Below are 23,041 nucleotides of genomic sequence, written 5' to 3' on the forward strand. Positions count from 1 at the left end.
TGTTTGAAGTGGCTTCACCTGTGCGCAGCCACGTGCCTATTTAAACCGCGTGACTGCAAAACTCTCTCGAGCTTCGACGCTTTCCATCCAGTCTGCCAGGGCCGGGAAATCCGAGCGCCATGGGATCTCGCTCAGGCGGAAGTCGAGGTAGGCCAGCGCAATGCCAATCACCACATCACAGATTGGGATACCGGTTTGGGTGAGATGCCGTTCATCTCTCAAATGATTTTGATGATCCCTTAGATGATGGTCAATTGCGGCTAGCAAGCGGTGGATGGCCTGGATGCGCCGTTGGCCGAGTTCATGCTGATCGGCACGGTTACCGTCATGTTTGCGGGCAATCACCGTTTGAAACGTGGCATCCATCAGTGCCTGGCCGTATCCGAGTAAGGTCAGGGATTGTGGATGAGAGGGCAACGGAGACAAAAGCTGCGGTCCGTTTGGTGCCTGTTGATCCAGATAAAACAGAATATTGAGCGTTTCCGTGATGGGCGCACCGGCATCGGTCACCAGCACCGGAATTTTGGCCGCCGGGTTGACGGCGAGCAGCGCTTCAGGGGATTGCCAGGGATCGACCCAAACCAGCTCAAGGGTCTGGTCGAGTTGGTTTTCAATGGCTGCGATACGAACCGCCCGGGCGTAGGGTGAGGTCGCATTGAGATAAAGTTTCATTGGTCTTCCATCGTCTGTGGGGTGGTCGCTCTGGTGGACTGTCGTTTGGTAAATTGTCGTCTGGTAGATGGTTCCGTGGTATTCGGCTGCGCGTTGCCGGGATTCGTAGGGTCTTGACTTTCAAGGTCAGGCTTGGCTGCCTCATGGGGTACGGTGGAAACATGGCGGCTGAACCCGATCGCCAGCATACCGATGGCCATCAAACCGGCCGCGAGCGGAAACAGGGGCGCGTAGCTGCCGGCTTGATCATAAAAAGCAGACATCGCCATCCCGGACAGGGCCTGAACGACGGCAAACCCGGCGGTCGCCAGTCCCCACGCGTGTTTGTGTCGTTGAACCCCGACAATCTCAGCCAGGTACCCGGAAGTGAGCGAGACGATCCCCGGGATCATCGCGCCAACCAGAAAAGAGGACAGGGAGAGCCATAGTAGGGAGTGGCTGGCGACGGGAATGACAATCGCCAGGGTCTTGAGCAGATAGGCGCTGATTAATGCCTGGTGCCAGCCGCCGAATTTGACCAAACGGCTCGCAATCACCGGACCCAGCATCGCGCCACCCCCCAGAATCGCCCATTGCAGCAATGCTGCGTCGCGGCCAATGGTCAGCTCGCGGGTCAGGAAATCAACCCAGAAAATCGTGTGCGGAATAAAGCCCGCGGCATCGAAGCCATAGGCAATCACAATCAGCCAGACTGCTGAGGGCAGCGGAGCACGTGACTGAGTCGTATTCGTGGTGTGTTCCATGGGTCGTACCGGGAGTTGGTTCAGGCTCAGTCCGCCGAGGGCAGCAGAGAGCAGCGACAGACCGCCAAGGGCCAGCCAGGTGGTCGACAGGCCAAGGGATAGCAGGTAGGGCATCAGGCAGGCAGAGATCAAAATCCCCAGACCGATGCCCATGAAAATCATGGTTGCTATGATTGGTCGGTTGCGGGCGTCGGTATATTGCAGTGCCAGCGAAGGGCCGACCACCATCAGAATCGCCCCGGCCATGCCCGCGATAAAGCGCCAGAAGGCAAACCAGCCAAACGCTGCCGGGCTGGCGCAAAGCACAAAGCTGGCCACGACCAGTCCCATCGCGATGAGAAGGGTGCGCCTGGCACCCAGCCATTCCGATAATTGATGGGCGGTGAAGGCCCCGATCAGGTAGCCGATCAAATTAGCAGCGCCAAGATAGCTGGCTAGCGCGGGTAGAAACCAGCCCTGTTCGGACAGGGCCGGGATCAGGGGTGTATAGGCAAATCGCGACAGGCCAACTCCGAGGATGGTGGTATTCAGACCGACGCATAACGCGCTGGCTGCCGTGCTGTTCATGCTTTGATTCATAAGCGCGTCCTTTGCTCAAGCGCGGGTGTTGTGGCGTGAAATGGCACCCCCGCAATTGCCCCATGTTTGCATGCTGTCTGGATATTAAAAAACGATTTATGGTGATTATAAAAATCACTTTTTGAGATATATTGAGCAATGTGTCTGGTGCAGGGAGCCCCGAAATGCAGCTAAAATCATTAAAAATGTTAGTGACCGTGGCGGAAACCGGTAGTTTTGTCGCTGCGGCTGAACAGTTGCACACCGTGCAGTCGAATGTGACGGCCCATGTGAAGAAGCTGGAAGATGAACTCGGTGTTCAACTTTTGCTTCGTAAGAAAAGCCGCGCTGTGTTGACCCCGGCCGGACGGGAGCTGATGGGGTACGCCGAGCAGATGCTCCGGCTCCATGATGAGGCTTGCCAGAAGTTTCAGCTGGGTCATCCCCACACCGGTGCGCTGCGCATTGGCGCGATGGAAACCACCATGGCGCTGCGTTTACCGCCGGTTTTGGCGCAGTTCCACGGCGAATCCCCACAGATCGATTTACAACTCCAAACCGGACCCACGGCCCAGCTGTCGCAGCAACTGCTGGAGGGAACGCTCGATTGTGTGTTTGTCGCCGGGGGGATCACCCATCCTGAGTTTGTCTCAACACCGGTGTTTACCGAGCATCTGGTGCTGGTCTCGGCCCGGCCGTTTCAAGGGCTGCCGAGTCACACCGAGTTGCTTGGTGCAACTTTCGTCGCGTTCCGGCAGGGATGCAGTTACCGCCATCGCATTGAGCTGTTTCTGGCTGCAAATGACATTGCCGCAGCGAAAGTGGTCGAATTCGGCACGCTGGAGGCGATTCTGGGCTGTGTCGTGGCCGGGATGGGTTATGCCTTGTTGCCGGAAGCCACTGTTCAGGCATATCAAAGTCGCTACCCGATTCATTATCATCCCCTCCCACAAGGCTTGGGTCTGGTCGAAACTTACTTCGTGACACCGAAACCCTCGGCCTGGAGTCCGGCCTTGTCCCGCTTTGCCCGGACGCTGGAAGACGTGCATGGCGAATGTGCGGCCTGAGTTGAATGGATACCGGGCTGGCTATGTAAAATAAACAAGTCATTTTTTCAATCAAAGGCAGGGATATGATTGTTATTACAGGTGCAAGCAGCGGTTTGGGGGCTGCCCTGGCGCAGCGCTACAGCTGCGAGGGTAAACGGTTATTGCTGACAGGGCGCAATCATCAGCGTCTGTCTCAGGTTGCCGGTAATATGTCGGGGAACGTCGAAGCGAGAGCTGCTGATCTTGGTGATCCGGCGACGGTGTCGGCGTTGTTTGACGATCTGGAACCGATCCCTGAGATGGTGATCCACTGCGCAGGCAGCGGCCATTTCGGGCCGATTGAACAGCAAGATCCGCAAGCGATCAGCGCGCTGCTCGACAATAACGTCAAATCGACGATCTACCTGCTGCAGGAACTGGTGAAGCGCTATCGTGAGCATCCGGTGAAGGTGGTGGTGGTCATGTCGCCCGCCGCGCAAGTCGCCAAGGCTGGGGAATCCACCTATTGTGCGGCCAAGTGGGCGGTGCGCGGGCTGGTCGAGTCGGTGCGTCTGGAGCTCAAAGGCAGTCCGATGAAGCTGATTGCGGTCTATCCGGGCGGCATGGCAACGGATTTCTGGGCCACCAGCGGCAAAGCCATGGATATTTCGGGCTTTATGACGGCCGAGGAAGCGGCGCACATGCTCAAGCAGGCACTGATCGCCACCGAGCACGGCTTCGTGTCTGACATTACCCTTAACCGAAACTGATCGGTATTCTTTCCGAAATGTCACAAAGGTCAGTCAGTTGCTGGCCTTTGTGGGGTTTGAAGCACTGTTTAACGGTGGTGCGGATGTCGGTGCGGGCGATGGCTCGGGGATTCTTCGCGGGAAAATCGCGCCCTGAACTCGCGTGGTGTCAGTCCCATGATCTTCAGAAATGCTTTACGACAGGCGCCGGGATCTTCATAACCGACCTGATGGGCAATCCACTCAAAAGGATGTTGCGAGCCTTCCAATAATTCACAGGCTTTCTGGACCCGAAGCCGCTGTAAATATTGATTGGGATTATAACCGGTTGCTTTTTGGAACCGCCGTTGCAGGGTGCGTTCAGTCAGGTTGGCTTGCGCCGCCAGATCGGAAATGGCAAGCGGGGTGCCATAGTCATGGTTCATCCGTTGCTGAACCGTCACAATGGCCTGATCGCCGTGCAGCAGAGCCGGGATGAAGCGCTGATAAAACCGTTGTTCGCGCCGCGCGGTATCGACAACCAGCAACTTGCCGAGCTGGTGCATCACGCTGGACGAGGTGTATTGCGTGACCAGCTCCAGTCCGAGATCCAACCAGGACATCAATCCGCCGGCGGTGATGATATCGCCATGATCGATCAGGATGTCATTGGTGTTGAGTGCAATCTGCGGAAACTGCTGGTGGAATGGTTCGGCAAGTCCCCAATGGGTGGTGATGGCACGGGTGCCGACTACCGTGGTCGCGGCGAGAATAAAGGCGCCAGCACAGGCTGAGGCGAGCCGGGTGCCTTGATCGTATTGGGCTTTGAGCCAGTCGGTGAGTTGTGGCGGCGGGTTGAGGTAATCTTGTTGGTGCACGCTGGGGGGCAGGATGATCACCGAAAATGGTCCCGAGATTGCGTCATGTTCACGACAAATGACAGGTTCAAATTCAACCGGGATCTGCTGCTCCCGGCAAATTCGGCTGGCCAGCACAAACATCTCTTCTAACCCGTAAACGGCAGATTTCAGTGCATTGGCATAATGGCAGATGCCGATATGAATCGTTTCCATGGGGGCTCCAAGTTTATCGTGCAAGGTTATTGTCTGAGGTTATTGCTCAAGATTGTCGGTTTTCGCCTGAATTGTGTCATTTTAGACACTGCCGGGCAGGCCGCAAGTGCGAAATAATCATCTCTTATTCAGAACAACCTCTGATTAACAAGGAGAATAACAATGGCTCAGAAAGCACTGCTGGTGATTGATTTACAAAATGACTACTTTCCGGAGGGCCAGTATCCGCTCTGGAATACCGCGCAAACCCTCACCAATATTCAGGCTGTGATTGCCAAAGCGCATGCTGCGGAGGTGCCCGTGATTTTGATCCAGCATGTGGCCGATCCGGCGAAAGGCAGGGCGCCCTTTTTCAATGCCGACAGCCAAGGTGTTGAAATCCATTCGGATATTCAGGACTGCACGCCGAATAGCACCGTGGTGGTGAAAAGATTTGCGGATAGTTTTGAGCAAACGCAGTTGGCAGAAATTCTGGCAAAGCATCAGGTCGAAGAGTTACTGATCTGCGGCATGATGACCCAAAACTGTGTCACTCATACAGCAATATCTAAAGCTGCGGAATCCTATAAAGTTGCAGTGATTGAGGATTGCTGTACCACCGTCGATGAAATGGTTCACAAGATCGCCCTCAACGCGCTGTCGGTTCGGGTGCCGCTGATCAACAGCCAGCAGGTATTCTGATTTCGCTGGTGGCGGGTGTACTCAACGTATCTTAAGAATCAAAACGTTAATGGCCGAGCGGGTGGGTGTTCACTCGCTCGGCAGGTAGATTCCCCTAAAATGGTGGAAGTTTGCCTATTACTTTCAGCGATCCGCTTCAACCCTAAGCGCAAGCTCCCGCGCCAAAGCGGTCGCATCAAATCCCGGGGGGAACCGGCCGCGAAAAACGCCCTCCGGGTCAATGATGGAAAATTTGATGGAATGCGCAACGCTGTAATCTTCATCATCCGGCGAGACTTCAAACCGGATGCCGAGGCTGTCGGCAAATGCTGTCAGTTGCGCTTCACTGCCCGTGATGCCGAGGATGGACGGATCAAAGTAGCGCACATACTGGCTGAGGTCATTCACCGAATCCCGGCCGGGATCCACTGAGACAAACACAAAGGCTATGCCCGGGTTGGTCGGTGTGTCAGCCAGGCTGGCGACGAGTCTGGCCAACTGGGCCAGACTCGTCGGACAGATATCAGGGCAGTGCAAAAAGCCAAACAAAACAATGGTCCAACGCCCGGTGAGTGATTGGCGGGTAAACGTACCCGCCTCAGATGCCAGGCTGAAGTTCGCCACTGGACGCGGGTTATCGAGCCATTCGATCGTTTGTTGCTTGCTGGGTTCGGGGGGCACCACAGACACAGCGATATTCAAGGTGAGCCTCATGGCCATGCCCAGGCAGAGCAGCAGGGCTGTGAGCATGGATTTACGCATGGGATTGCCCTTTATCGCAGGTATAAACCAGCCAGAGTCCTAACAGTGCCGGTAAGGTCACGCCGCCAAAATCAATCACCAGGAACTCAGGCCCGCAGATCCCCACCCACACTTCCCAGAAGTGGAAAATCGCGTGGCTGGCCAACCAGGCCGTTGGTATGACCCACAGCACCCGGCGATGTTGGGTGTACATTGCCCCCCAAATGAAGGCCACCCCGATCAGCATGTAAATCATGCCGATATCGCGTAGAAAATGCTGGTTGAACGGCCCTCGATCCGGCACCCCCGGCACCAGCCAGTACCAGGTTTCGGGGTCGATTATCATAAAGACGCCATTTCCCAGCGCTGCCAACCCAAGCAGTAATGCGGTGCCGATGTTGAGTTTGTTAACCATGTTCAGCCTCCCGGTCTGGCGCTGAATCCCGGTTCGGCGCGAATGCCGATTCGCTGACCAGAATGCGACAGCAGGCTTTCCCATATCCCAGGCTGTATTTCAGGGCCGGATAAACCCGATAGGCGCTGATGGCAAAACCAAGTGTGATCAGTCCCTGATTGCCCCATAAATCGCGTACTTTTTCCCGCAAGTCATCTGCCTCGGGATTGTGCGCCAACACCAGCTCAGTAAACTGCACCACCAAGGCGATCTCTTTTGGCAGCTTGTCCAAGTCTTGATCAATAATCGCCTGCACGATGTCGGGGCTGACTTTGGCTTCCAATGCCATATCGACGACAAGCTGGGCGCATGGCCCGCAATCCTCCGAAAGAATGGCGCGGATTCTGGCGGCATACAGCGGCCCCGCGGGGACATTCCCTGAATGGGATGCCATAGTCTGAAATCCCATAAACTTCAGAAACGCGCCCAGATCGGTTGCCAGGATATCCTGCTGATACCGGACGTCGTAGTCGTACCGATTTTTGAGGGCCAGCAGCATTTTGTTGAATGTATATCGAATCATATTGGGTTCCTTATTGATATTGAGAAGTCATTTCTTCTGTTCCCGTTTTTTCCTGCGCCAGTACCGGTTTGAGCACCAGGAAACAGCTCGACAGGAATGTCAGGGCGCAGGCGTAGAGCATCACGGTGAAGTTCCCGTGATCCAGCAAGCTGGACGCGAGCAGTGGCCCGGATGCCAGACCGACCGAAGACACAACGGCGGCGATGGTTGAAAGTCGCCCGCTACGGTCCATTTCAGCCGTGACGGCTAACAAATAGGATTGAACCGCGGGCCAGGAGAAGAACAGCAAGGCCATCGCGGTCACGTACAGCAGTGGCGTCAGCGGTGACATGCTGAGCAATAGCGCAGAGATAACCGACAGCACCCCACCGGCAATCACCCAATACAGACGGCCGAAACGCTTGCCGCTGATAACCGGCAACATCGCACCCAGCAATCCCAATAATCCGGTTGCGGCGATAGACAGACTCACATGGTCAACATCAATGCCGGCCCCGAGGCCAATGAGTCCGACATACGCCCAAACCGCACTGGCGGCAATCTGATAGACGGTAATGGCCAGCATCAACAGCAGCGAGTTGCTGCACCATTCGGGCAACGGCATTGCCGATTCGGCGGACTTGTGGTCCCGGGGAAGAGACGGCAGAAATGGCATCATGGCCAAGCTGAGCACGACAAAGCCAGCCATGACTCCAAAGACCGCATAGGCGTTCAGCAGCGCCTTGAGCGCCGGCAGTCCGTAAATCACCAAAGATCCGATACTGAACTGGATCAAGAGCAGGGTGCCAAAGGCGCGATCCGGGTTGTTTAAGCAGGCCAGTACGGAAAAGCCGATCCCGACACAGAGCCCGCCAAACGTTCCGGCCAGAAACCGCCAGCCAAGCATCACACCATAGTGATCCACCCACAGGGTGCCGATATCAATCACCGCCAGCAGGGCCAGAAACAGATACATGGCAGGCTGCCAGTGGATCCGGCGCACCAGGAAAATGGCGATCGTACTGCCCAGCAGTCCGCCATAACCATTGAGCGCGACGACCTGTCCGGCCTGAGCATCACTGAAACCCAGGCCGCCCGCGAGAGCATTGACGACACTGGGTAAATAATTGATATAGGAAAGCCCGGCCATCGCGATGAAGGCGAGGAAAAAGTAGGCCAGGGGATGATTGTCAGATAATTTTCTTACACTCATGAATTTCAACATAACGCTTCATTCCGTCACACTGTTTGTCGTTGATGGTTGCAGTGTATGCATCTGAAAAGGAGGGAAAAATAGGCCGGATTCCCAAAGAGTCGTGAATTCTTTTCACGAATTTTCTTGTTATAGTCAGTCAATAGATAAACGAATGGATGAACGGATTCGGGATAGCACATGGATAAATTCAGATCTTTGGAAATCTTTTTGGCCACATGTGATAGCGGGAGCTTCGCGGCCGCGGCAAGAATGTGTAACACGGATCCGTCGACGGTCAGTAAGGCCATTGGTCGGCTGGAAGCGCAGCTCGGATTGACGTTGTTTCAACGCTCCACCCGACAGTTGCGCATCACCCCGGCGGGGCAACGCTATGCCGATACCGTGCGGAAGATGATTCAGGACCTGACGAGTTGCGAAGAAGAGCTGAAGCATTCGAATGATACGCCGAGCGGGACGTTGCGGATTAATTCCGCCGTTTGCTACGGTCACCTTTATCTGCGTCCGCTGTTGCGGGCATTTAGCCAGCAATACCCGGCCATTAAGCTAGAACTTGAGATCAATGACTTACACGTCGATATTATCGAGAACAACATTGATGTCGCGCTGCGGACGGGCTATGTGAAAGACAGTCGTCTGGTGGCAAGGCGTCTTAGCCCGATGGACTTTCTTGTTTGCGCCTCGCCACAATATCTGGCGGCGCACGGCACACCGCGTTGCGCCGATGATTTTCAGCAGCACAGCTGGATTGGTTTTCGGGTCAAAGAGACCCAACAGCTCCAGCCGATCTTTTTGCCGGATGAACACGAGGAATACCAGCCTTATGAGCTGGAACGCACGCATATCACCGATGACGGTGAATCTATGGCGTATCTGTGTATGGATGGGCTGGGGTTTGCCCAGCTTCCGCATTTTCTAGCCAAACAGGGTTTGGAAAGCGGTGATCTAGTATCCCTGTACCCATATTTCAGACCGCCGCAACCTGATAATGGTGTATTTGCCATTTATCCCAAGCGGGAATATTTACCCGCCAAGGTCAGGGTATTTATTGACTACATGACCACAGCGTTAGAAGCCATAGGAGAAAGTACCCATTACACCTGGGCAGAAACTTGGCCGCCGTTGGTTGTCTGGGAGGAGCGCTTCACTCGTTAGCCGCCGTGATGCTTGCTAGACTGAAAGTGATAGAATAGTATCACCATGATACCAATCGTAGTAAATAATTGGTCATCCTAGCTTGTTAAAATGCTCGATAACTGCGTTAGAATTTTTGATTGTAGAATAACTACTTATCGAAAAATCCTGCCTTGTTCTCAAGCATTTTTCCTGCGCTATTTCTGAACACTTATTTACTGTGATTGGTATGAGTCTTTCTTTGGAGCCGCAGTCATGAAAGTTGAACTGGTTACATCCCTAAAGCGTCAAGCGACAAAAATCTTGGCTGATCTTCACGACAGTAAAGAACCTGTGCTTATCACTGAGCACGGTAAACCATCAGCATATTTAGTGGATGTTGAAGACTATGAGTTCATGCAAAATCGCCTCGCGATGTTAGAGGGGATTGCCCGAGGTGAGCGAGCGATCGCAGAGGGCAACGTGACCCCTCATTCTGAAGCCAAGGAAAAAATGTCAAAATGGCTGAAGTAATTTGGACCGATCCAGCTTTATCAGACTTAAATGAAACTGCTGAATATATCGCACTCGATAACCTCGTTGCTGCCAAGTTACTTGTGCAATCCGTATTTGAAAAAGTTGAGCGATTGGAACTTTTTCCAGGATCAGGTCGTGTTCCGCCTGAATTGCAACATTTAAGCTATCGTGAAGTTGTGGTAAGCCTGTGTCGGGTTTTCTATAAACAAGAAGGCGACAAAGTCTTTATTTTGCATGTCATGCGTGAAGAGCGAGATCTACGTAAATTCCTGTTAAGCCAGCAATCGTCGCCGTGAGCGATTCACCGAAAATTCGTATGTCGCCTCCCAAAACGAAAAGAGCCAAACATCGGCACGATGTTTGGCTCTTTGTGATTTGACCTGCTGCGAGGCTCTCAATTAACGGCGGAAGTTGCGACTGCGGGATGAGCGCTCTTTGTGCGCAGACGCCGCTTTTGCTTGTGATTTCAAAATGGAATCCACCGTCAGTGCCATCGGCTCTTTGGGCTTGAGGCCGTGCGGGAAGGTGCGCGCACGTGGCGGCAATTCAAACTCTTCGCTGGAGGCACGTGGCATACGTTTAAACCGGTAAAGGTAAAAGTTCTCCAGTTTTTCTCTTGCCCACTCGGTTTTTTTCAAATATTTAACACTGCTGGTAATGGACGGATTGGTATGAAAGCAGTTAAACCGCATGGCGGTATCCAGAATTTCCCAACCGTAAAAATCGACCAGCTCCTGCAGTAGTGTTTCTAACTTCAGACCGTGCAGGGGATTATTTTGTTGTAATTCAATTCTTTCTTCTTCAGTCATCATCATACGTTCCTCAGTTTCTCATTTGCCGACGCTGGTTGGGTTGTGGTTTCCGCACGAGTATTCAATGGCGCGCCGCGGCGGCACAGATGATTGAACCGTGACATGAAAATTGGAGGCCGGGACTATAGCAGAACTTGTCGCTCTTCCCTATGATTATCGTTCCGAATCACAAGGACTGCCCATCAAGGTTCGATCCATGATAAATCATGACAATACATGAATTTTAAACGCGCAATTCCCTATCTCATCATCGCAACCTGTATCGCATTGACGTTTGTGCCGGTGTTCTATCCGATCGAGGTTGACCAGCGCGGGCTGGCATTACCTTCGTGCGTGGATGAACCTGTGGTTATCACACCGATCCATTTTTTCGTGTCGGAAGGTGTGCTCAAAGATCGGAGCATGGATGAAGTGCAAGGCGGGCTTCATCACGCCATTGAAAAAAGCAATGAGATCCTGGCCAATTCCTGTGTCCCGATGCGCCGGGCGATGGGGGAGATCCTGACCGTTGATTTTTCAGAACAAGCGATGTGGATGATTGAGCATGTCTATCAGGGATTGGTTCGTCAGGTTGGGAAACCCGCTCTGGAACGCCTTCACGCTCAGCCCAACCATTTTTACGGCGTGATGCTGGGCCGAAGCGATCGCTATTTTGATGATTTCTCCGGCGAAGCGGCGGTCGAACTGAACGATCGCATGTTTGTGATTGCCCATGATGCCGATGATGATACGGTCGAACATGAACTGGGCCATTTAGCCTGGGCGCAGCACCAGGAACTGACCTGTTTTTCGTATCTATCACTTCGGTTGAACCGAACGACTTCGGATGAAAATCAACATCTGTTGAAGCCTTACGCACGCGGTTATGGCTGTTCAGGAGAAGGGACGGTGATGAGTTATAACGACCTGAGATTGCCGGTTTACTCAAGTCCGGACATCTATTATCGGGGCAAAGTTTGCGGGGATGCCAACAAGGCGGATAACGCCCGGATCATGCGGGAATATGCCAGAGCATTGAGACAACTGACGCTAAGACAACAAACGCTCAAACCACAGGCACTAAGTCGACAGATGCTGGGACAACAGACCGTGAGCCAACAGGCGCGTCAACATCAAATGAGCGCTAGCCAGGATGAGGATGTCTGACTGGGCGCCAGTCAGCAAGTGCGGTTTCCGGGACCGGTTCAGTTGATGTAAATGGGCATAATTGTTGTCAGAATAACCAGTCATTCACATCTGCGGGTAGAGTTGATGCAAATCAAATACTCGCCAGTTATCATCTTGTTAATAAGAAAGTGTGCGCGTCTCGGAATAATAACTTGCATTCATAATGTATGTTAATGGCGTTTCACAACGTGCCAAAGGACGTTGCACATGGACTCTCACTGCCGGAAAAACCACATGATCAAAAAAATGACGCTGCTGACTTTACTCCTGGGTGGACTGTTGAATACACCGTTTTCCTATGCCTTTGAGGATGCTTACGGCAAAGCACTGTCCTGGCAGGGACAATGGAAGGTGGTGAACTACTGGGCGGAATGGTGTGGGCCATGCCGTCGGGAAATTCCGGCGTTTAATCAGTTGTCGGCAGAGCTGGACGGCCAAGTCATGATGGTTGGCGTGAACTTTGACAGCCTGACCGGGCAAGCGTTGATTGAAACGATGGAACGGTTGAACATCCGGTTTCCGGTGCTGGATGAGCCGTCGAAAATTAAGGCCAATCTGCCACAACCGGTTGTCTTGCCGACCACCTATATTGTCAATCCACAAGGCGAGCCCGTGAAGATGCTGGTGGGTGAACAATCCCGGCAAGATATCCAGAAGGCGCTCGCGGCGGCACAGAGCGCCACCTAACAAATGACCCCTGCAGCGCCTGCTGCACCCCAACCCGTATCCAATTTATTTATTCACGATGATGAAGGACTTCCGATGAAGCGAATGATCTGCGCTTTGAGCATGCCCCTGCTGTTTTTGACCGCATGTGCTTCCCAATCCCAACAGGCTCAATCCCAGCAAGGGCAGCCTCAGCAACCCAGCGTCAATCAGCTGGTCAGCCCGGCCGGGATGAACAGCAGCTTGTCTCGCCTGTTTACCAACAGTGACGGCAAGGTGTACCTGTCCTGGGTGGAAGAGAATGCGGAGACTCAAATCAGCCGCTTGCGCTACGCCACATTTGAGGATGGCCACTGGCGCGAGCCGGCCACGATTGCGTCCGGGGATAACTGGTTTGTGAACTGGGCGGACTTCCCCTCCCTGATTGCTGACGGGGATCGCCTTGCCGCGCACTGGCTGCAAAAGCGGGCCGATGGCAAGTATGACTACGATGTCAAAGTGGCTTTTTCCGGCGATCACGGCCAACAGTGGGGAGAGGCGATGACGCCGCACAAAGACGGTGTCAGTGCTGAACATGGTTTTGTCAGCATGTTGCCGCTGTCCGGCCAGCAGACTTTTGTCACCTGGCTTGACGGCCGTTATACCAAAAGCGGACACGGCGAAGGCAGCCATTCTCATGGCCATGGTGGCGGCGCGATGACGCTTCGCGCCGGGATCTTTGACAGCCAAAGCAACACCGTCGATGAATGGGAACTGGATCACCGGGTGTGTGATTGCTGCCAGACCAGTGCGGCGATGACCAGCAAAGGGCCGATTGTGGCCTACCGGGATCGCTCCGAAACTGAGATCCGCGACATTTCCGTGGTGCGCTATGTCGATCAGCAATGGACACAACCAACCGCGGTGTACGCGGATCACTGGCAAATCGAAGGCTGTCCGGTCAACGGTCCGGCGATCACCGCAGCAAACGAGCAGGTTGCTGTGGCCTGGTTTACCATGAGCGGCGATGTGGCGCAGGTGAAACTGGCGGTTTCAAACGATGCGGGGGCGACTTTTGCTGCGCCGGTGATGATCAGCAAAGGGAATACCATGGGACGGATTGCGATCACCACGCTGGATTCCGGTGACATTGCAGTGGCCTGGATGGATCAGCAAGGCGCAACAGCGCAAATTAAGGTGGCGAAGTACAGCCCACAAGGTGTGCTGCTGAACAAGGTGGTTGCTACAGAGACCCCAGCGGCCCGCTCGACCGGCTTTCCTTCACTGACAGCTGCAGGCGATAATCTGTACCTGTCGTGGACTCAGGTGGGGGAGAGCAAGCAGGTGAAGACGGCTCAGGTGTCGTTGTAACACCGGCCGAAACCAAACCGGATCAGGAAACGGGCATCGTGTGAAACGATGCCCGTTTTTTTTGCGTTTTTTTTTTGGGGGGGGGGCGTCAGAGCCTGAAGTGACCGACCAGCGTCTTGAGATCCCGGGTCATGGTTACGAGTTGCTGGTTGGCGCTAGAGAGCTGCGCCATCCCGGCGACGGATCCTTCGAACAGCGTACTGATCTCGGCCATGTGCTGGCTGATCTCATTGCTGGTATGGCTTTGCTGCTCGGCGGCCACCGCAATCTGGCGGTTCATTTCGCCGACATGATCCACCGAATCGGTGATCTCCAGCAGCGCATCATTGGCTTTACGGGTTTGGGCAATCGTCCGGGTCGCCTGGGCCAGGTTGTGCGCCATCACCTGAGTCGCGGCATCGGCATCTGTTTGAATGTCGCCGGTAATGGTCAGGATTTCCCGGGTGGCATCCTGAGTCCGGAAGGCCAGACTCCGCACCTCATCGGCCACCACCGCAAAGCCGCGGCCGGATTCACCAGCCCGCGCGGCTTCAATTGCCGCATTGAGGGCCAGCAGATTGGTTTGATCGGCGATCCCCTGGATCACGCCCAACACCTCGCTGATATGATGGCTGTGGGTGACCAGTTTCTGAATCGTGTCCGAGGCATTGCCGACTTCCCCCGCCAGTTGCTCAACATCCAGCAGACCCTGCTGCGTGACATCGCACCCGGTATGGGCTTGCTGGCGGACCAGCTCGGCAGCATCTTTGGTCTGATTGGTGCTGTGCATCACTTCCTGAACGGTCACGTTCATCTCTTCCATCGCGGCCGCAATCTGGCTGATATCCTGGCGCTCTTTGAGGGAGTCGGCATTGGCCTGTGCCATCACCTCGGCCATTTGACCTGTGGTCTCGGCCAGCTGGTTGACCGCGTGGGTGACCCCGGTGACGGTATGATGGATTTTACTGACAAAGGTGTTGAAGGCCTGGCTGAGCTCTGCAATTTCATCCTGGCCCCGGGTATCGAGCCGGGCCCGCAGATCCCCGTCCCCATGGGAGATCTCATTCATCCGGTGAGTCACCTGCGCCAGGCGGTGTGAAATTTTACCGGCGAAGAACAGGACGCCGACTGCAATGAAAAAGGTGATCCCCATGCCGAGCAGGAGCTGAACGTTTTTAGCCTCTGATTGGACCGCGGCGATCTGAGTTTTGAGCAACGCTGCTTCTTCGGCCAGCAAAGTTTCGGTTTGCCGGATGGTGTGTCTCAGCTGACCAATTTTACCGTCCGTGCTGTCGAGACCTTTTTGCCGGGAGCCCTCGGCAAATTGCTGAAAGGCTTGTTGGTAAGTGTGCAACAGGGGGATCGCCTGCGCCGAAATGGCGGCGGCGCCGGATGTGTTGAGCCGGCGTTCCATCCCGGTGACACGGCGGTTGAAGGTGTCGATATACTTGTCGGCAAAACGCAACATAAAGTCTTTTTCATCGCGGCGCAGCTGCAACAGTTGGACCTGCAACGGCGCATTGTTTTGTTGGTTGATCAGTGATTCCAGCGCATGGGCAGCATCTCGCAACGTGCCGTAGAGCCCGTCCTTTTCGTGCAGCCCGATTTGTTGCTGAATGGCCACCAACTGATGAAACTGCGTTTGGTACGCCGAAAAAGTATCGTGCAGCGCCTGCTGTTGAGAAAACGCAATCCCTGCTGCGTCTAAATGGGTATCTAACTGTTGCAGGTGCTCGTTTAGTTCTGTAAACCGGCCATCAAATTCATCTTTATAAGTTAAGTTTTTGCGCGCGAGAAAATCTTTTTCATGTCGACGTAACGTCAGCATGTCGGATTCAATGACGGAAATGAATTGAGCGGCCTGCATCACCGTCTCTATTTTATAAAAAAAATAAGATGAGCTTGCCATCAAGATTGCCAGTGAAATAACAATCGCCGCAGCCATACTGCGCAAAATATTTTTAATTGTCATGATGGGGTGTGACTCCTGTCGAAGGCCGATCTCTCGAATGTGTAATAGTTTTTGTCAGCTCGGGTGTAGGGGTAGAGGGGACTTCCTCATGATGATGGGGACGGGAGCGGATTATAGGGAGAATTCCACACCAAACAAGGGGTTATGATGGTTAAATTTTTACTTGATTACCCCTAATACTCAGCCCCCTGAACTATACTAAATGTAGGTGAGTTCATGAGGGTAAAGTCATGGCTAAAAATCAAGTTCAGTTTCAAAAAGGCATTTCTATTCATCAGTTTATGACTATGTATGGTACTGAGGAACAATGCCAGAAACGATTGTTCGAGATGCGTTGGCCGACGGGCTACCGTTGCCCTAACTGCCGCCATGATAAATATTGTCAGTTGAAATCACGCGCCTTATTTCAGTGTAATCAGTGCCATCATCAAGCTTCGTTGATATCAGGGACGCTATTTGCCCACTCTAAACTGTCTTTAACGGTCTGGTTTCTGGCCATTTACCTGATAACACAAGAAAAGAACGGTATCTCTGCTCTTGAGTTGTCCAGACAACTCGGTGTTTCATACAACACGGCATGGCGAGTAAAACAGAAACTCATGCAGGCCATGAAAGAGCGAGATGATGAAACGCCTTTAGATGGTTACGTCCAAATTGACGATGCCTACTGGGGCGGTGTGAAGCGTGGTGTCCGTGGCCGTGGCGCTAAAGGGAAGCGTCCATTTGTTGCAGCCGTATCCATGAACGAAGAGGGTCACCCAATACGAATGCGCTTTACCGCTGTTGATGGGTTTAAGAAAGCAGAGCTGACGCGTTGGGCTAAGGCTCATTTAAGGCCGAAATCGCTGGTCATTTCTGATGGGTTGGCTTGTTTCCGTGGTATCGAAGATGCAAAAATCTTTCACCATGCCATTGTAACTGGCGGTGGTGCGGATTGCGTAGAATTGCCCTATTTCAAGTGGGTTAACACCATGATAAGTAATGTGAAAAATGCAATGCATGGCACTTATCACTCAATCAAAAACAAACATTTACCGCGCTATCTTGCCGAGTTTTGCTTCAAGTTTAATCGACGGTTTGATTTAGAAAAGATGCTTGAGCAGTTAGTTTATTCCAGTATTCAAACAGCGCCGATGCCTCAGCGTCTTCTTAAGCTAGCTGAGGTTCGATGGTAATCAAGAATTTTTATGACAGTCATCCGGTGGAACAGTGCTTTGATTATTTTTTTCCAAGTAATCGCGTCTATTTTTGATTGGCGTCAATCATCAGTGAGGTCAATAAAAAAACCAATAAATAAAAAGTGATGGTGCTCACGAACGGCTCGAAAAATAATGATGGAATAAAATGAAACTTCTGAAGTTAATCAAATGAACACGACCGTCATTTGAATAGACGGTGCACAATGGATTGATGTTGAAAATAGATGCCCGTGAAAAAATATGCGCTCGTTGAATCATAAAAAGGGGCAATGCGGAGCACACACCGCCGGGATGGCGGTGTGTGCTGGCGGATTACTGATCATCACATACCGTTCGTGCCAAAGTGACGTGATGTTGTTCCAGAAGCTTCGCATATGTCCCGCTTTGGCACATGTCACTGAGCTTCGCATTAAAGGCTTTCATCACGGCTTCATCTTTGAAACCGGCCCTGAAGTGGGTCACGGCCGGGAACAGGTTGTGATAGGTCACCTCATTCAGCGGATGTCCGAGTGCTTTGGTGAAGTAGGCAAAGATATTTCGGTCGATCACCGCCACCTGTCCGTTCTCTTTCCAGAATTGGCTAACCTGATCGGCCTGGTTGGAAAATTCACGGTAATTGGAACGGTATTCAGAAACTGGGGAGAACAGAGATTCGAATGCACCGCCCAGCTCCGTATAAGCGTTTTGCCAGGTCAGAACCGGATGTTTTTTCAGATCGTCGATGGTGTGAATCGTCAGCTGATCGGCCTTCTTACTGATGGCAAAATTGGCGAATGTGATGAGGTTGTCGGAGTAAAATACGCCACTGTCATCTGCCATCACGCCAATCGCAGCATCAACGCCTTGTTGCTGCACGGCGCTTTGCAAATCACGGTATGACACTTGGACGAACTGGATGTCATAGTCTGCCAGCGCCTGTTTGACGACATCGACTTCTAATCCGTTGTTGGCATTGTCCATCACATAGGGCGGCATATCGTTGGCAATGGCAATTTTGAGTGTGTCTTGCGCAGCTTGGGAATCCGGGACAGAGAGTGCCGAGACGATCACCATCGCGCAGCATAAGCGTGCGCTAGCCGGGAAAAACGGTTTCAGCGACGTTGCAGTTTGGGTGCTCATGTTTGAATGACCTCTAAACGGACAAGGTACGATTAAGTGTAATGGTTCTTGGTCATCTGTCCGGTGAAATGTGCGCCCTGGCAGGCAGGCGCATTTGTGGTGCATGAGTGGCGCATTGGCCGCGGCATCCGGGGCTCGACCCATATACCGGCTAGTCAGATTGTATTGTTAATACGAATTGTTTTCACTTGCAATTGATTATGCGCGATCGTAATATCTGCGCCCACTCATAATCACATGCAATATAATAATGAATTACAATCAGTTATCAGTATTTTTCACTGTCGCTTTTTTGGCCGGCTGCAATAGCCACGCCACCAGTGAAAGCACCGGGACGCCAATATCAAAGCCAGGTCAAACGCAAGGTGAGTCTTCTGCCCAGACAGCTCGCACACTTGCGCTGACACACCAACAGATCAAACATCTTGATGTCTCCACGCTTACTTTCGAAGCGCCGGGTGTTTCCGTTCAAACCGCGGATCAAGTCAGCCAGATCAAAACCAACTTTGGCCGGGCCTCGGTCGATCCGGCGACGGGCCTGTTTGTGTTTCAGCCCTACGCAGCACAAGTCGCGCTCAAGCAAGCGGATACCCATCCGGCTTCCCTTCAGGCTTCCGCCCAGCAATATCATTTTGAAATCCGTTATCAAGTGAATGGCGTGGCGTACCAGGTGTCCGGATACGCGCTGCCTCAGCATCAGCAAGCCGATCAGACGTTCGTGCCGCGTTATCTTAAGGTCGATACCGAAGGACAGGTGCTGAGCCCGGACGAGCAGGTGATGACCCTGGCCAAAACGGATTGGTCGTGTGTGCAGGACGCGCAAACCGGCCTGACCTGGCAAACATTGCAGGCCAGTGGCGAGTTTGCGTTTGATTCCAGCTTTTACTGGGGCGATCGCAGCCAGCACCATCGGGATTTTGCCCAAGCGTCGTGTGGCCTGACCGGCACATGCAATACCGACAGTCTGGTCGCTGCGGCAAATCAGCAGCAGCTGTGCGGTCAATCGGACTGGCGACTGCCAACCCGAAATGAGTGGAAAACCATCCTGTCCCAGCAGTTCACTGATGAAGCACAGCGACTGTCGCCGATCGACAGTTTCTATTTTCCTTTTGTGGATGCCAATTATGATGAAGCGTATTGGACCGGCACCTTTGCCCAATATGCGAACGGCCATGATGCCGATGCGACACCGGGCGACTGGCAAGGCTCGAATGCGACGGTGGGCGATGCCCATGTGATGTGGATGGGCAGCGATTTTGCGGATGACCGGATGCCGCCGCGCTCAACCAATGAGCCGCGTCTGGCCATGCTGGTCAGTGGCGCGGTGATTGCTGACGATGCCCAGAACAGCATTGATGAAGTCACGGCTACCCTGAAGCCGGAAATTAACGCTGCTGGTGATGAAGATACCAAGTGGCAAAACCGCTTCGTCAAAAACGGCGTATCCGGTCAGCCGCTGGTGGATCAGTCGGCTCAAACGTGGGCGTGTACCACAGATACCTACTTTGCATCGGAAGTGCCAAATACCCAGATCCTCTGGCAGCGGGTGGACAAAGATCTGCCGGGGATGACGTTTGAGCAGGCCCGCAGCTATGTTGACACCATCAATGCCGCGACTCTGTGTGGCCGCAATGACTGGCGCCTGCCGACGGAAACTGAACTTAAATCGCTTCTGGTGGATAGTTTTGCATTTGACATGGAAGGGATGTCTTACCGTGCAGGTTACGTGAACACAATCTTTAACGACACCGTGGTTGAAGCGGACAGTTATTACTGGACGCAAACCGCAGACGAATACGATCCGGAAACCAAGCATATGGCCGTGGCGTTTCAGTCGGAATGGGCAGAAAGCAGTGGTGAAATGAACAGCTCGCTGTATCGGGTGCGCCTGATCTCAACCTCGGTGAAGCAGCAATGAATGGCTCGAACCTGAAATTCAGTGCGGTCGCGCTGGGTGTATCCCTGATGCTCAGTGCCTGTAACGGCTCTGAGAGCCAGCCGTCGCCGGCGGTTGGCAGTGAAACGAGTGGGACGCCGCCGACGACAGAAGGCACCCAAACGGTCGCCTTAACGCCGAAAGCGCAGGTGACGCAAGGAGCGCAGTTCTCTTATCAGTATGCGCTGAAGCCGGGTCAATCCCTGCGGTTGATTGAGCCGCCTAAGCTGGGCGAGGTGACTCTCGCGGGCGATACGCTCACCTATCAGGCGCCTTCAACCGCCAGCGGGGCAGATGCCTTCCGGCTTGAGTTGGTGGATGCTGATCGGGTCACGGAAATCCGTTGGTTGATGCGGGTGGATCAGAATCCGCCGCGCTTTACTCAAATCGATCTGCAGGACCCGGCAGCCGCGCCGCACTGGCAGTGCGTCTCGGACGCGGAGACGCATCAGGGGATCACCTGGGCAGTACCGACAGCGCCGTCGCAGGAAACCTACGCCTGGCAGGATTGGGTAGCGACGCTGCCGAATTTAGCCGCGCAGTGCTTTCTGAGTGACAGTGGTTTTTTGGGTGACAGCGCGTGTAATACCGCGGCGTTGATCGACTATGCCAACGCGCAGCAGTGGTGCGGCAAGGACGACTGGCGGCTACCGTTCGGCTATGAAATGAAAAACCTGGTGAGCGAGCAGGACTATGCGCTGGATCGCAACCAGGCCGCGATTGATCCGTATTTCTTCCCGCAGGTTGGCTTTGAATCGTACTGGCTGGCAGAAGATGCCAGTGAGCAGCAAGTCGATAACCTGGCGTATCGCCAAAGTTTCGGGGCGAACCGACACGCGGTGGCGGCCCAGAATAAGCGCAAACCGGCCTCGGTGATGCTGGTCAGCGGCGAGTACCGTGATCCGACGCTGCCGAGTCAGCAAGTTGAGCCGCAGCCGGAAGCGGAGAGCTTTATCCGCCTCAATGCACACGGGCAGCCGTTGGCACGGGAGGCGCAGCAGGACAACTACGCGCAGACGCCGTGGCGCTGTCTGGACGATATGCGCGGACTGGTGCGGGATAACCTGTTTCTGCGCGACGGCCGTTTCTCATATGTTTACTGGCTGACGCCGAACCCTGACGACGTGACGCACACTGCCAACACCTTCGTCGCGGATACTGACGTTGCTCAGTGTGATCAGGACACCTGTACCCTGGACGGGTTGTTACAGCAACTCAATGATGCCAACACCTGCGGCCGTACCGACTGGCGGGTGCCGACCGCGGAAGAGCTGGCGATGTTGCTGCATCAGGAGGTTGCCGGTGGTGATTACTCGCTGCTTTATCAGGCGTCTCTGAATCACCCTAAGGCCGGGAATTACTGGGTCCGGACATCATCCGGGTTCGGGACGCTGGCATTGCCGTCCGTTTCCGGCTTGACGCCGGCTCCGGCTCAACCGGGCCAGCAGGCGCGGGTGCTGCTGATGGCGACGGAGTTTGAGCCACGGGCCACCGAAGATCCGCGCTCGCTCAACAATCATGGTCAGCCGAACATGACCCGGCTGCGTCAGGACTATGCGACGTCCCCGGCGAACTGGCCAGCGCCGTTTGTTGATGATATCGCACAGCATCAAACCATGGGGTTGATGCCCAAACCTGAGTTTCCGCATACCAACCCGTATCAGGCCGACAAGGTCGAGCTGGGTCGGCAACTGTTCTTCGACACGTTTTTGTCACGGGCCGGAGATGTGTCCTGCGCCAGCTGTCATGATCCGCAAAAAGGCTGGACCGATCAGCGCGAAGTTTCTATCGGTCATGATCTCCAGCGGGGCAAACGGAATGCGCCGACCATCGTCAACAGCGCCTTTTTGCCGGTCCTGTTCTGGGATGGCCGTGCGCTGGATCTGGAGCAGCAAGCGCTGATGCCGATCCAGGATCCGCTGGAAATGGCTGAGTCGCTGCCGCATTTGGTCGAGCGGTTGAATGCGCACCCGACGTATCCGGCATCATTTGAAGCGGTGTTTCGTCAGGGGCCGATCACGGCCGAGCAGCTCGGCATGGCCCTGGCGACCTTCCAGCGCACCATTGTGAGTCAGGAAAGCCGGTTTGACCGATTCCTGGCCCAGGCCCCGACGGGAGAAACCAGCGCGCTGACCGATCAGGAATTGTGGGGGCTGGATGTTTACCGCCGCAACGGGCGCTGCGTGAACTGTCACATGGGACCGGAGCTGACCAACCATGCCTTTGAAAATGTCGGCCTGACGTATTATCAGGCGTTCTTTGAAGATCTCGGCCAGTTCAACGTTGATGGCAACAGTGACAGTGTCGGGAAGTTCAAAACGCCGTCACTACGTGATGTGATGAATACCGGGCCGTGGTTCCATAACGGGTTGGTGCATACCATGGACGGGGTGATCTCCATGTACTCGGAAGGCATGGCCAGTAATGCACCGTTTGGCTGGAGCAAGTACGATCCGAACTATCCGAAGCTGTCTGAGAAAATCCGGCCGCTCAATCTGACCCAGCAGGAAGCGCAGGCCCTGAAAGCCTTCATGCAGGCAATCACCGCCGACAGTCCGCAGCACTCTGCCACGGCCGAGCAGCTCGGACAGCACTAAAGCGCTACGCATTCCATGACGGAATCACCCAAGCCAAAAGCAGCTCAACAGGAGCTGCTTTTTTTCGTTTTGGCTCCGGTATGAGGGAGTGTGGCTTCCGGCACAATTGCGCAGCCAACTTTGCCGGCATGCCCGGTAGGATTTCGGACTTTTTACTTATCTTTCAATGCACTATTTTCTGTTCGACCGCTTATTGTCGCTTTAGTCATTATGCCATGAGTT

Annotated in this window: 22 protein-coding genes; 12 read left to right on the top strand and 10 right to left on the bottom strand. The window is 53.9% G+C overall.

All coding sequences use genetic code 11. From position 1 onward, the window contains the following. Positions 1 to 36: 36 nt before the first annotated feature. Positions 37 to 672 (bottom strand): glutathione S-transferase family protein, encoded by a 636-nt coding sequence (locus NH461_RS24415; protein ID WP_261603550.1) that lies wholly within the window; start codon positions 670 to 672, stop codon positions 37 to 39. After that, positions 669 to 1,994: an MFS transporter gene (locus NH461_RS24420; protein WP_261603551.1), complete on the bottom strand. Its 1,326-nt coding sequence runs from the start codon at positions 1,992 to 1,994 to the stop codon at positions 669 to 671. Before NH461_RS24420 ends, NH461_RS24415 begins: the two co-directional genes overlap by 4 nt. Before the next feature lie 164 nt (positions 1,995 to 2,158). Here NH461_RS24420 and NH461_RS24425 point away from each other — a divergent pair, with 164 nt between their 5' ends. Both NH461_RS24425 and NH461_RS24430 read left to right on the top strand, forming a co-directional pair. Then, on the top strand, positions 2,159 to 3,040 hold the full coding sequence (locus NH461_RS24425; protein ID WP_261603552.1) for a LysR family transcriptional regulator: 882 nt from the start codon (positions 2,159 to 2,161) through the stop codon (positions 3,038 to 3,040). Positions 3,041 to 3,105: 65 nt separating this feature from the next. Continuing rightward, positions 3,106 to 3,771: an SDR family NAD(P)-dependent oxidoreductase gene (locus NH461_RS24430; protein ID WP_261603553.1), complete on the top strand. Its 666-nt coding sequence runs from the start codon at positions 3,106 to 3,108 to the stop codon at positions 3,769 to 3,771. A 68-nt stretch (positions 3,772 to 3,839) separates the two neighbouring features. On the opposite strand, the gene NH461_RS24435 is transcribed toward NH461_RS24430, so the two are convergent. Beyond that, complete coding sequence (locus NH461_RS24435) at positions 3,840 to 4,802, bottom strand: GlxA family transcriptional regulator (protein WP_261603554.1); 963 nt, start codon at positions 4,800 to 4,802, stop codon at positions 3,840 to 3,842. Between the two features lie 162 nt (positions 4,803 to 4,964). On the opposite strand from NH461_RS24435, the gene NH461_RS24440 reads away from it, so the two are divergent. Then, entirely contained in the window at positions 4,965 to 5,483 is a 519-nt protein-coding gene (locus NH461_RS24440) for a cysteine hydrolase family protein (protein WP_261603555.1), read from the top strand. 123 nt (positions 5,484 to 5,606) lie between these two features. On the opposite strand, the gene NH461_RS24445 is transcribed toward NH461_RS24440, so the two are convergent. Genes NH461_RS24445 through NH461_RS24460 form a run of 4 tightly spaced genes read right to left on the bottom strand, consistent with a single transcriptional unit; the run spans position 5,607 to position 8,372 of the window. After that, a complete protein-coding gene (locus tag NH461_RS24445) occupies positions 5,607 to 6,224 on the bottom strand; it encodes an SCO family protein (protein ID WP_261603556.1) in 618 nt (205 codons plus the stop codon). Then, positions 6,217 to 6,618, bottom strand: a complete 402-nt coding sequence (locus NH461_RS24450) for a hypothetical protein (RefSeq protein WP_261603557.1) — start codon at positions 6,616 to 6,618, stop codon at positions 6,217 to 6,219. The genes NH461_RS24445 and NH461_RS24450 overlap by 8 nt, the downstream gene beginning before the upstream one ends. Then, positions 6,611 to 7,180 (bottom strand): hypothetical protein, encoded by a 570-nt coding sequence (locus tag NH461_RS24455; protein ID WP_261603558.1) that lies wholly within the window; start codon positions 7,178 to 7,180, stop codon positions 6,611 to 6,613. Before NH461_RS24455 ends, NH461_RS24450 begins: the two co-directional genes overlap by 8 nt. 10 nt (positions 7,181 to 7,190) lie before the next feature. Then, positions 7,191 to 8,372: an MFS transporter gene (locus NH461_RS24460; protein ID WP_261603559.1), complete on the bottom strand. Its 1,182-nt coding sequence runs from the start codon at positions 8,370 to 8,372 to the stop codon at positions 7,191 to 7,193. Positions 8,373 to 8,552: 180 nt separating this feature from the next. On the opposite strand from NH461_RS24460, the gene NH461_RS24465 reads away from it, so the two are divergent. The 3 genes from NH461_RS24465 (at position 8,553) to NH461_RS24475 (ending at position 10,318) form a co-directional block, all read left to right on the top strand. Further along, a complete protein-coding gene (locus NH461_RS24465; protein ID WP_261603560.1) occupies positions 8,553 to 9,527 on the top strand; it encodes a LysR family transcriptional regulator in 975 nt (324 codons plus the stop codon). 234 nt (positions 9,528 to 9,761) lie between these two features. Further along, positions 9,762 to 10,019, top strand: a complete 258-nt coding sequence (locus NH461_RS24470) for a type II toxin-antitoxin system Phd/YefM family antitoxin (RefSeq protein ID WP_261603561.1) — start codon at positions 9,762 to 9,764, stop codon at positions 10,017 to 10,019. After that, positions 10,007 to 10,318, top strand: a complete 312-nt coding sequence (locus NH461_RS24475) for a type II toxin-antitoxin system RelE/ParE family toxin (protein ID WP_261603562.1) — start codon at positions 10,007 to 10,009, stop codon at positions 10,316 to 10,318. The genes NH461_RS24470 and NH461_RS24475 overlap by 13 nt, the downstream gene beginning before the upstream one ends. Positions 10,319 to 10,420: 102 nt before the next feature. Here NH461_RS24475 and NH461_RS24480 read toward each other — a convergent pair whose 3' ends face one another. Continuing rightward, a complete protein-coding gene (locus NH461_RS24480; RefSeq protein ID WP_261604628.1) occupies positions 10,421 to 10,831 on the bottom strand; it encodes a VF530 family DNA-binding protein in 411 nt (136 codons plus the stop codon). 219 nt (positions 10,832 to 11,050) lie between these two features. Between NH461_RS24480 and NH461_RS24485 the strand changes: the two genes are divergently transcribed. The 3 genes from NH461_RS24485 (at position 11,051) to NH461_RS24495 (ending at position 14,017) form a co-directional block, all read left to right on the top strand. Beyond that, on the top strand, positions 11,051 to 11,980 hold the full coding sequence (locus NH461_RS24485) for a hypothetical protein (protein WP_261603563.1): 930 nt from the start codon (positions 11,051 to 11,053) through the stop codon (positions 11,978 to 11,980). 255 nt (positions 11,981 to 12,235) lie between these two features. Then, positions 12,236 to 12,688 (top strand): TlpA family protein disulfide reductase, encoded by a 453-nt coding sequence (locus NH461_RS24490; RefSeq protein ID WP_261603564.1) that lies wholly within the window; start codon positions 12,236 to 12,238, stop codon positions 12,686 to 12,688. Positions 12,689 to 12,763: 75 nt separating this feature from the next. Next, the gene (locus NH461_RS24495) at positions 12,764 to 14,017 is read left to right on the top strand and encodes a sialidase family protein (RefSeq protein ID WP_261603565.1); all 1,254 of its coding nucleotides are present in this window, start codon (positions 12,764 to 12,766) and stop codon (positions 14,015 to 14,017) included. A gap of 88 nt (positions 14,018 to 14,105) precedes the next feature. Here NH461_RS24495 and NH461_RS24500 read toward each other — a convergent pair whose 3' ends face one another. Next, the gene (locus NH461_RS24500) at positions 14,106 to 15,968 is read right to left on the bottom strand and encodes a methyl-accepting chemotaxis protein (RefSeq protein WP_261603566.1); all 1,863 of its coding nucleotides are present in this window, start codon (positions 15,966 to 15,968) and stop codon (positions 14,106 to 14,108) included. A gap of 230 nt (positions 15,969 to 16,198) precedes the next feature. Between NH461_RS24500 and NH461_RS24505 the strand changes: the two genes are divergently transcribed. Next, positions 16,199 to 17,143, top strand: a complete 945-nt coding sequence (locus NH461_RS24505; protein ID WP_261603567.1) for an IS1595 family transposase — start codon at positions 16,199 to 16,201, stop codon at positions 17,141 to 17,143. Between the two features lie 336 nt (positions 17,144 to 17,479). Here the strand turns inward: NH461_RS24505 and NH461_RS24510 are convergent, their stop codons facing one another. Next, entirely contained in the window at positions 17,480 to 18,286 is an 807-nt protein-coding gene (locus NH461_RS24510) for a substrate-binding periplasmic protein (protein ID WP_261603568.1), read from the bottom strand. Between the two features lie 250 nt (positions 18,287 to 18,536). On the opposite strand from NH461_RS24510, the gene NH461_RS24515 reads away from it, so the two are divergent. Together NH461_RS24515 and NH461_RS24520 are read left to right on the top strand one after the other, a co-directional pair. Next, a complete protein-coding gene (locus NH461_RS24515) occupies positions 18,537 to 20,204 on the top strand; it encodes a DUF1566 domain-containing protein (protein WP_261603569.1) in 1,668 nt (555 codons plus the stop codon). After that, a complete protein-coding gene (locus NH461_RS24520; RefSeq protein ID WP_261603570.1) occupies positions 20,201 to 22,819 on the top strand; it encodes a cytochrome c peroxidase in 2,619 nt (872 codons plus the stop codon). Before NH461_RS24515 ends, NH461_RS24520 begins: the two co-directional genes overlap by 4 nt. Positions 22,820 to 23,041: the final 222 nt, after the last annotated feature.

This window comes from Photobacterium sp. TY1-4 (assembly GCF_025398175.1).
Lineage (GTDB): Bacteria > Pseudomonadota > Gammaproteobacteria > Enterobacterales > Vibrionaceae > Photobacterium.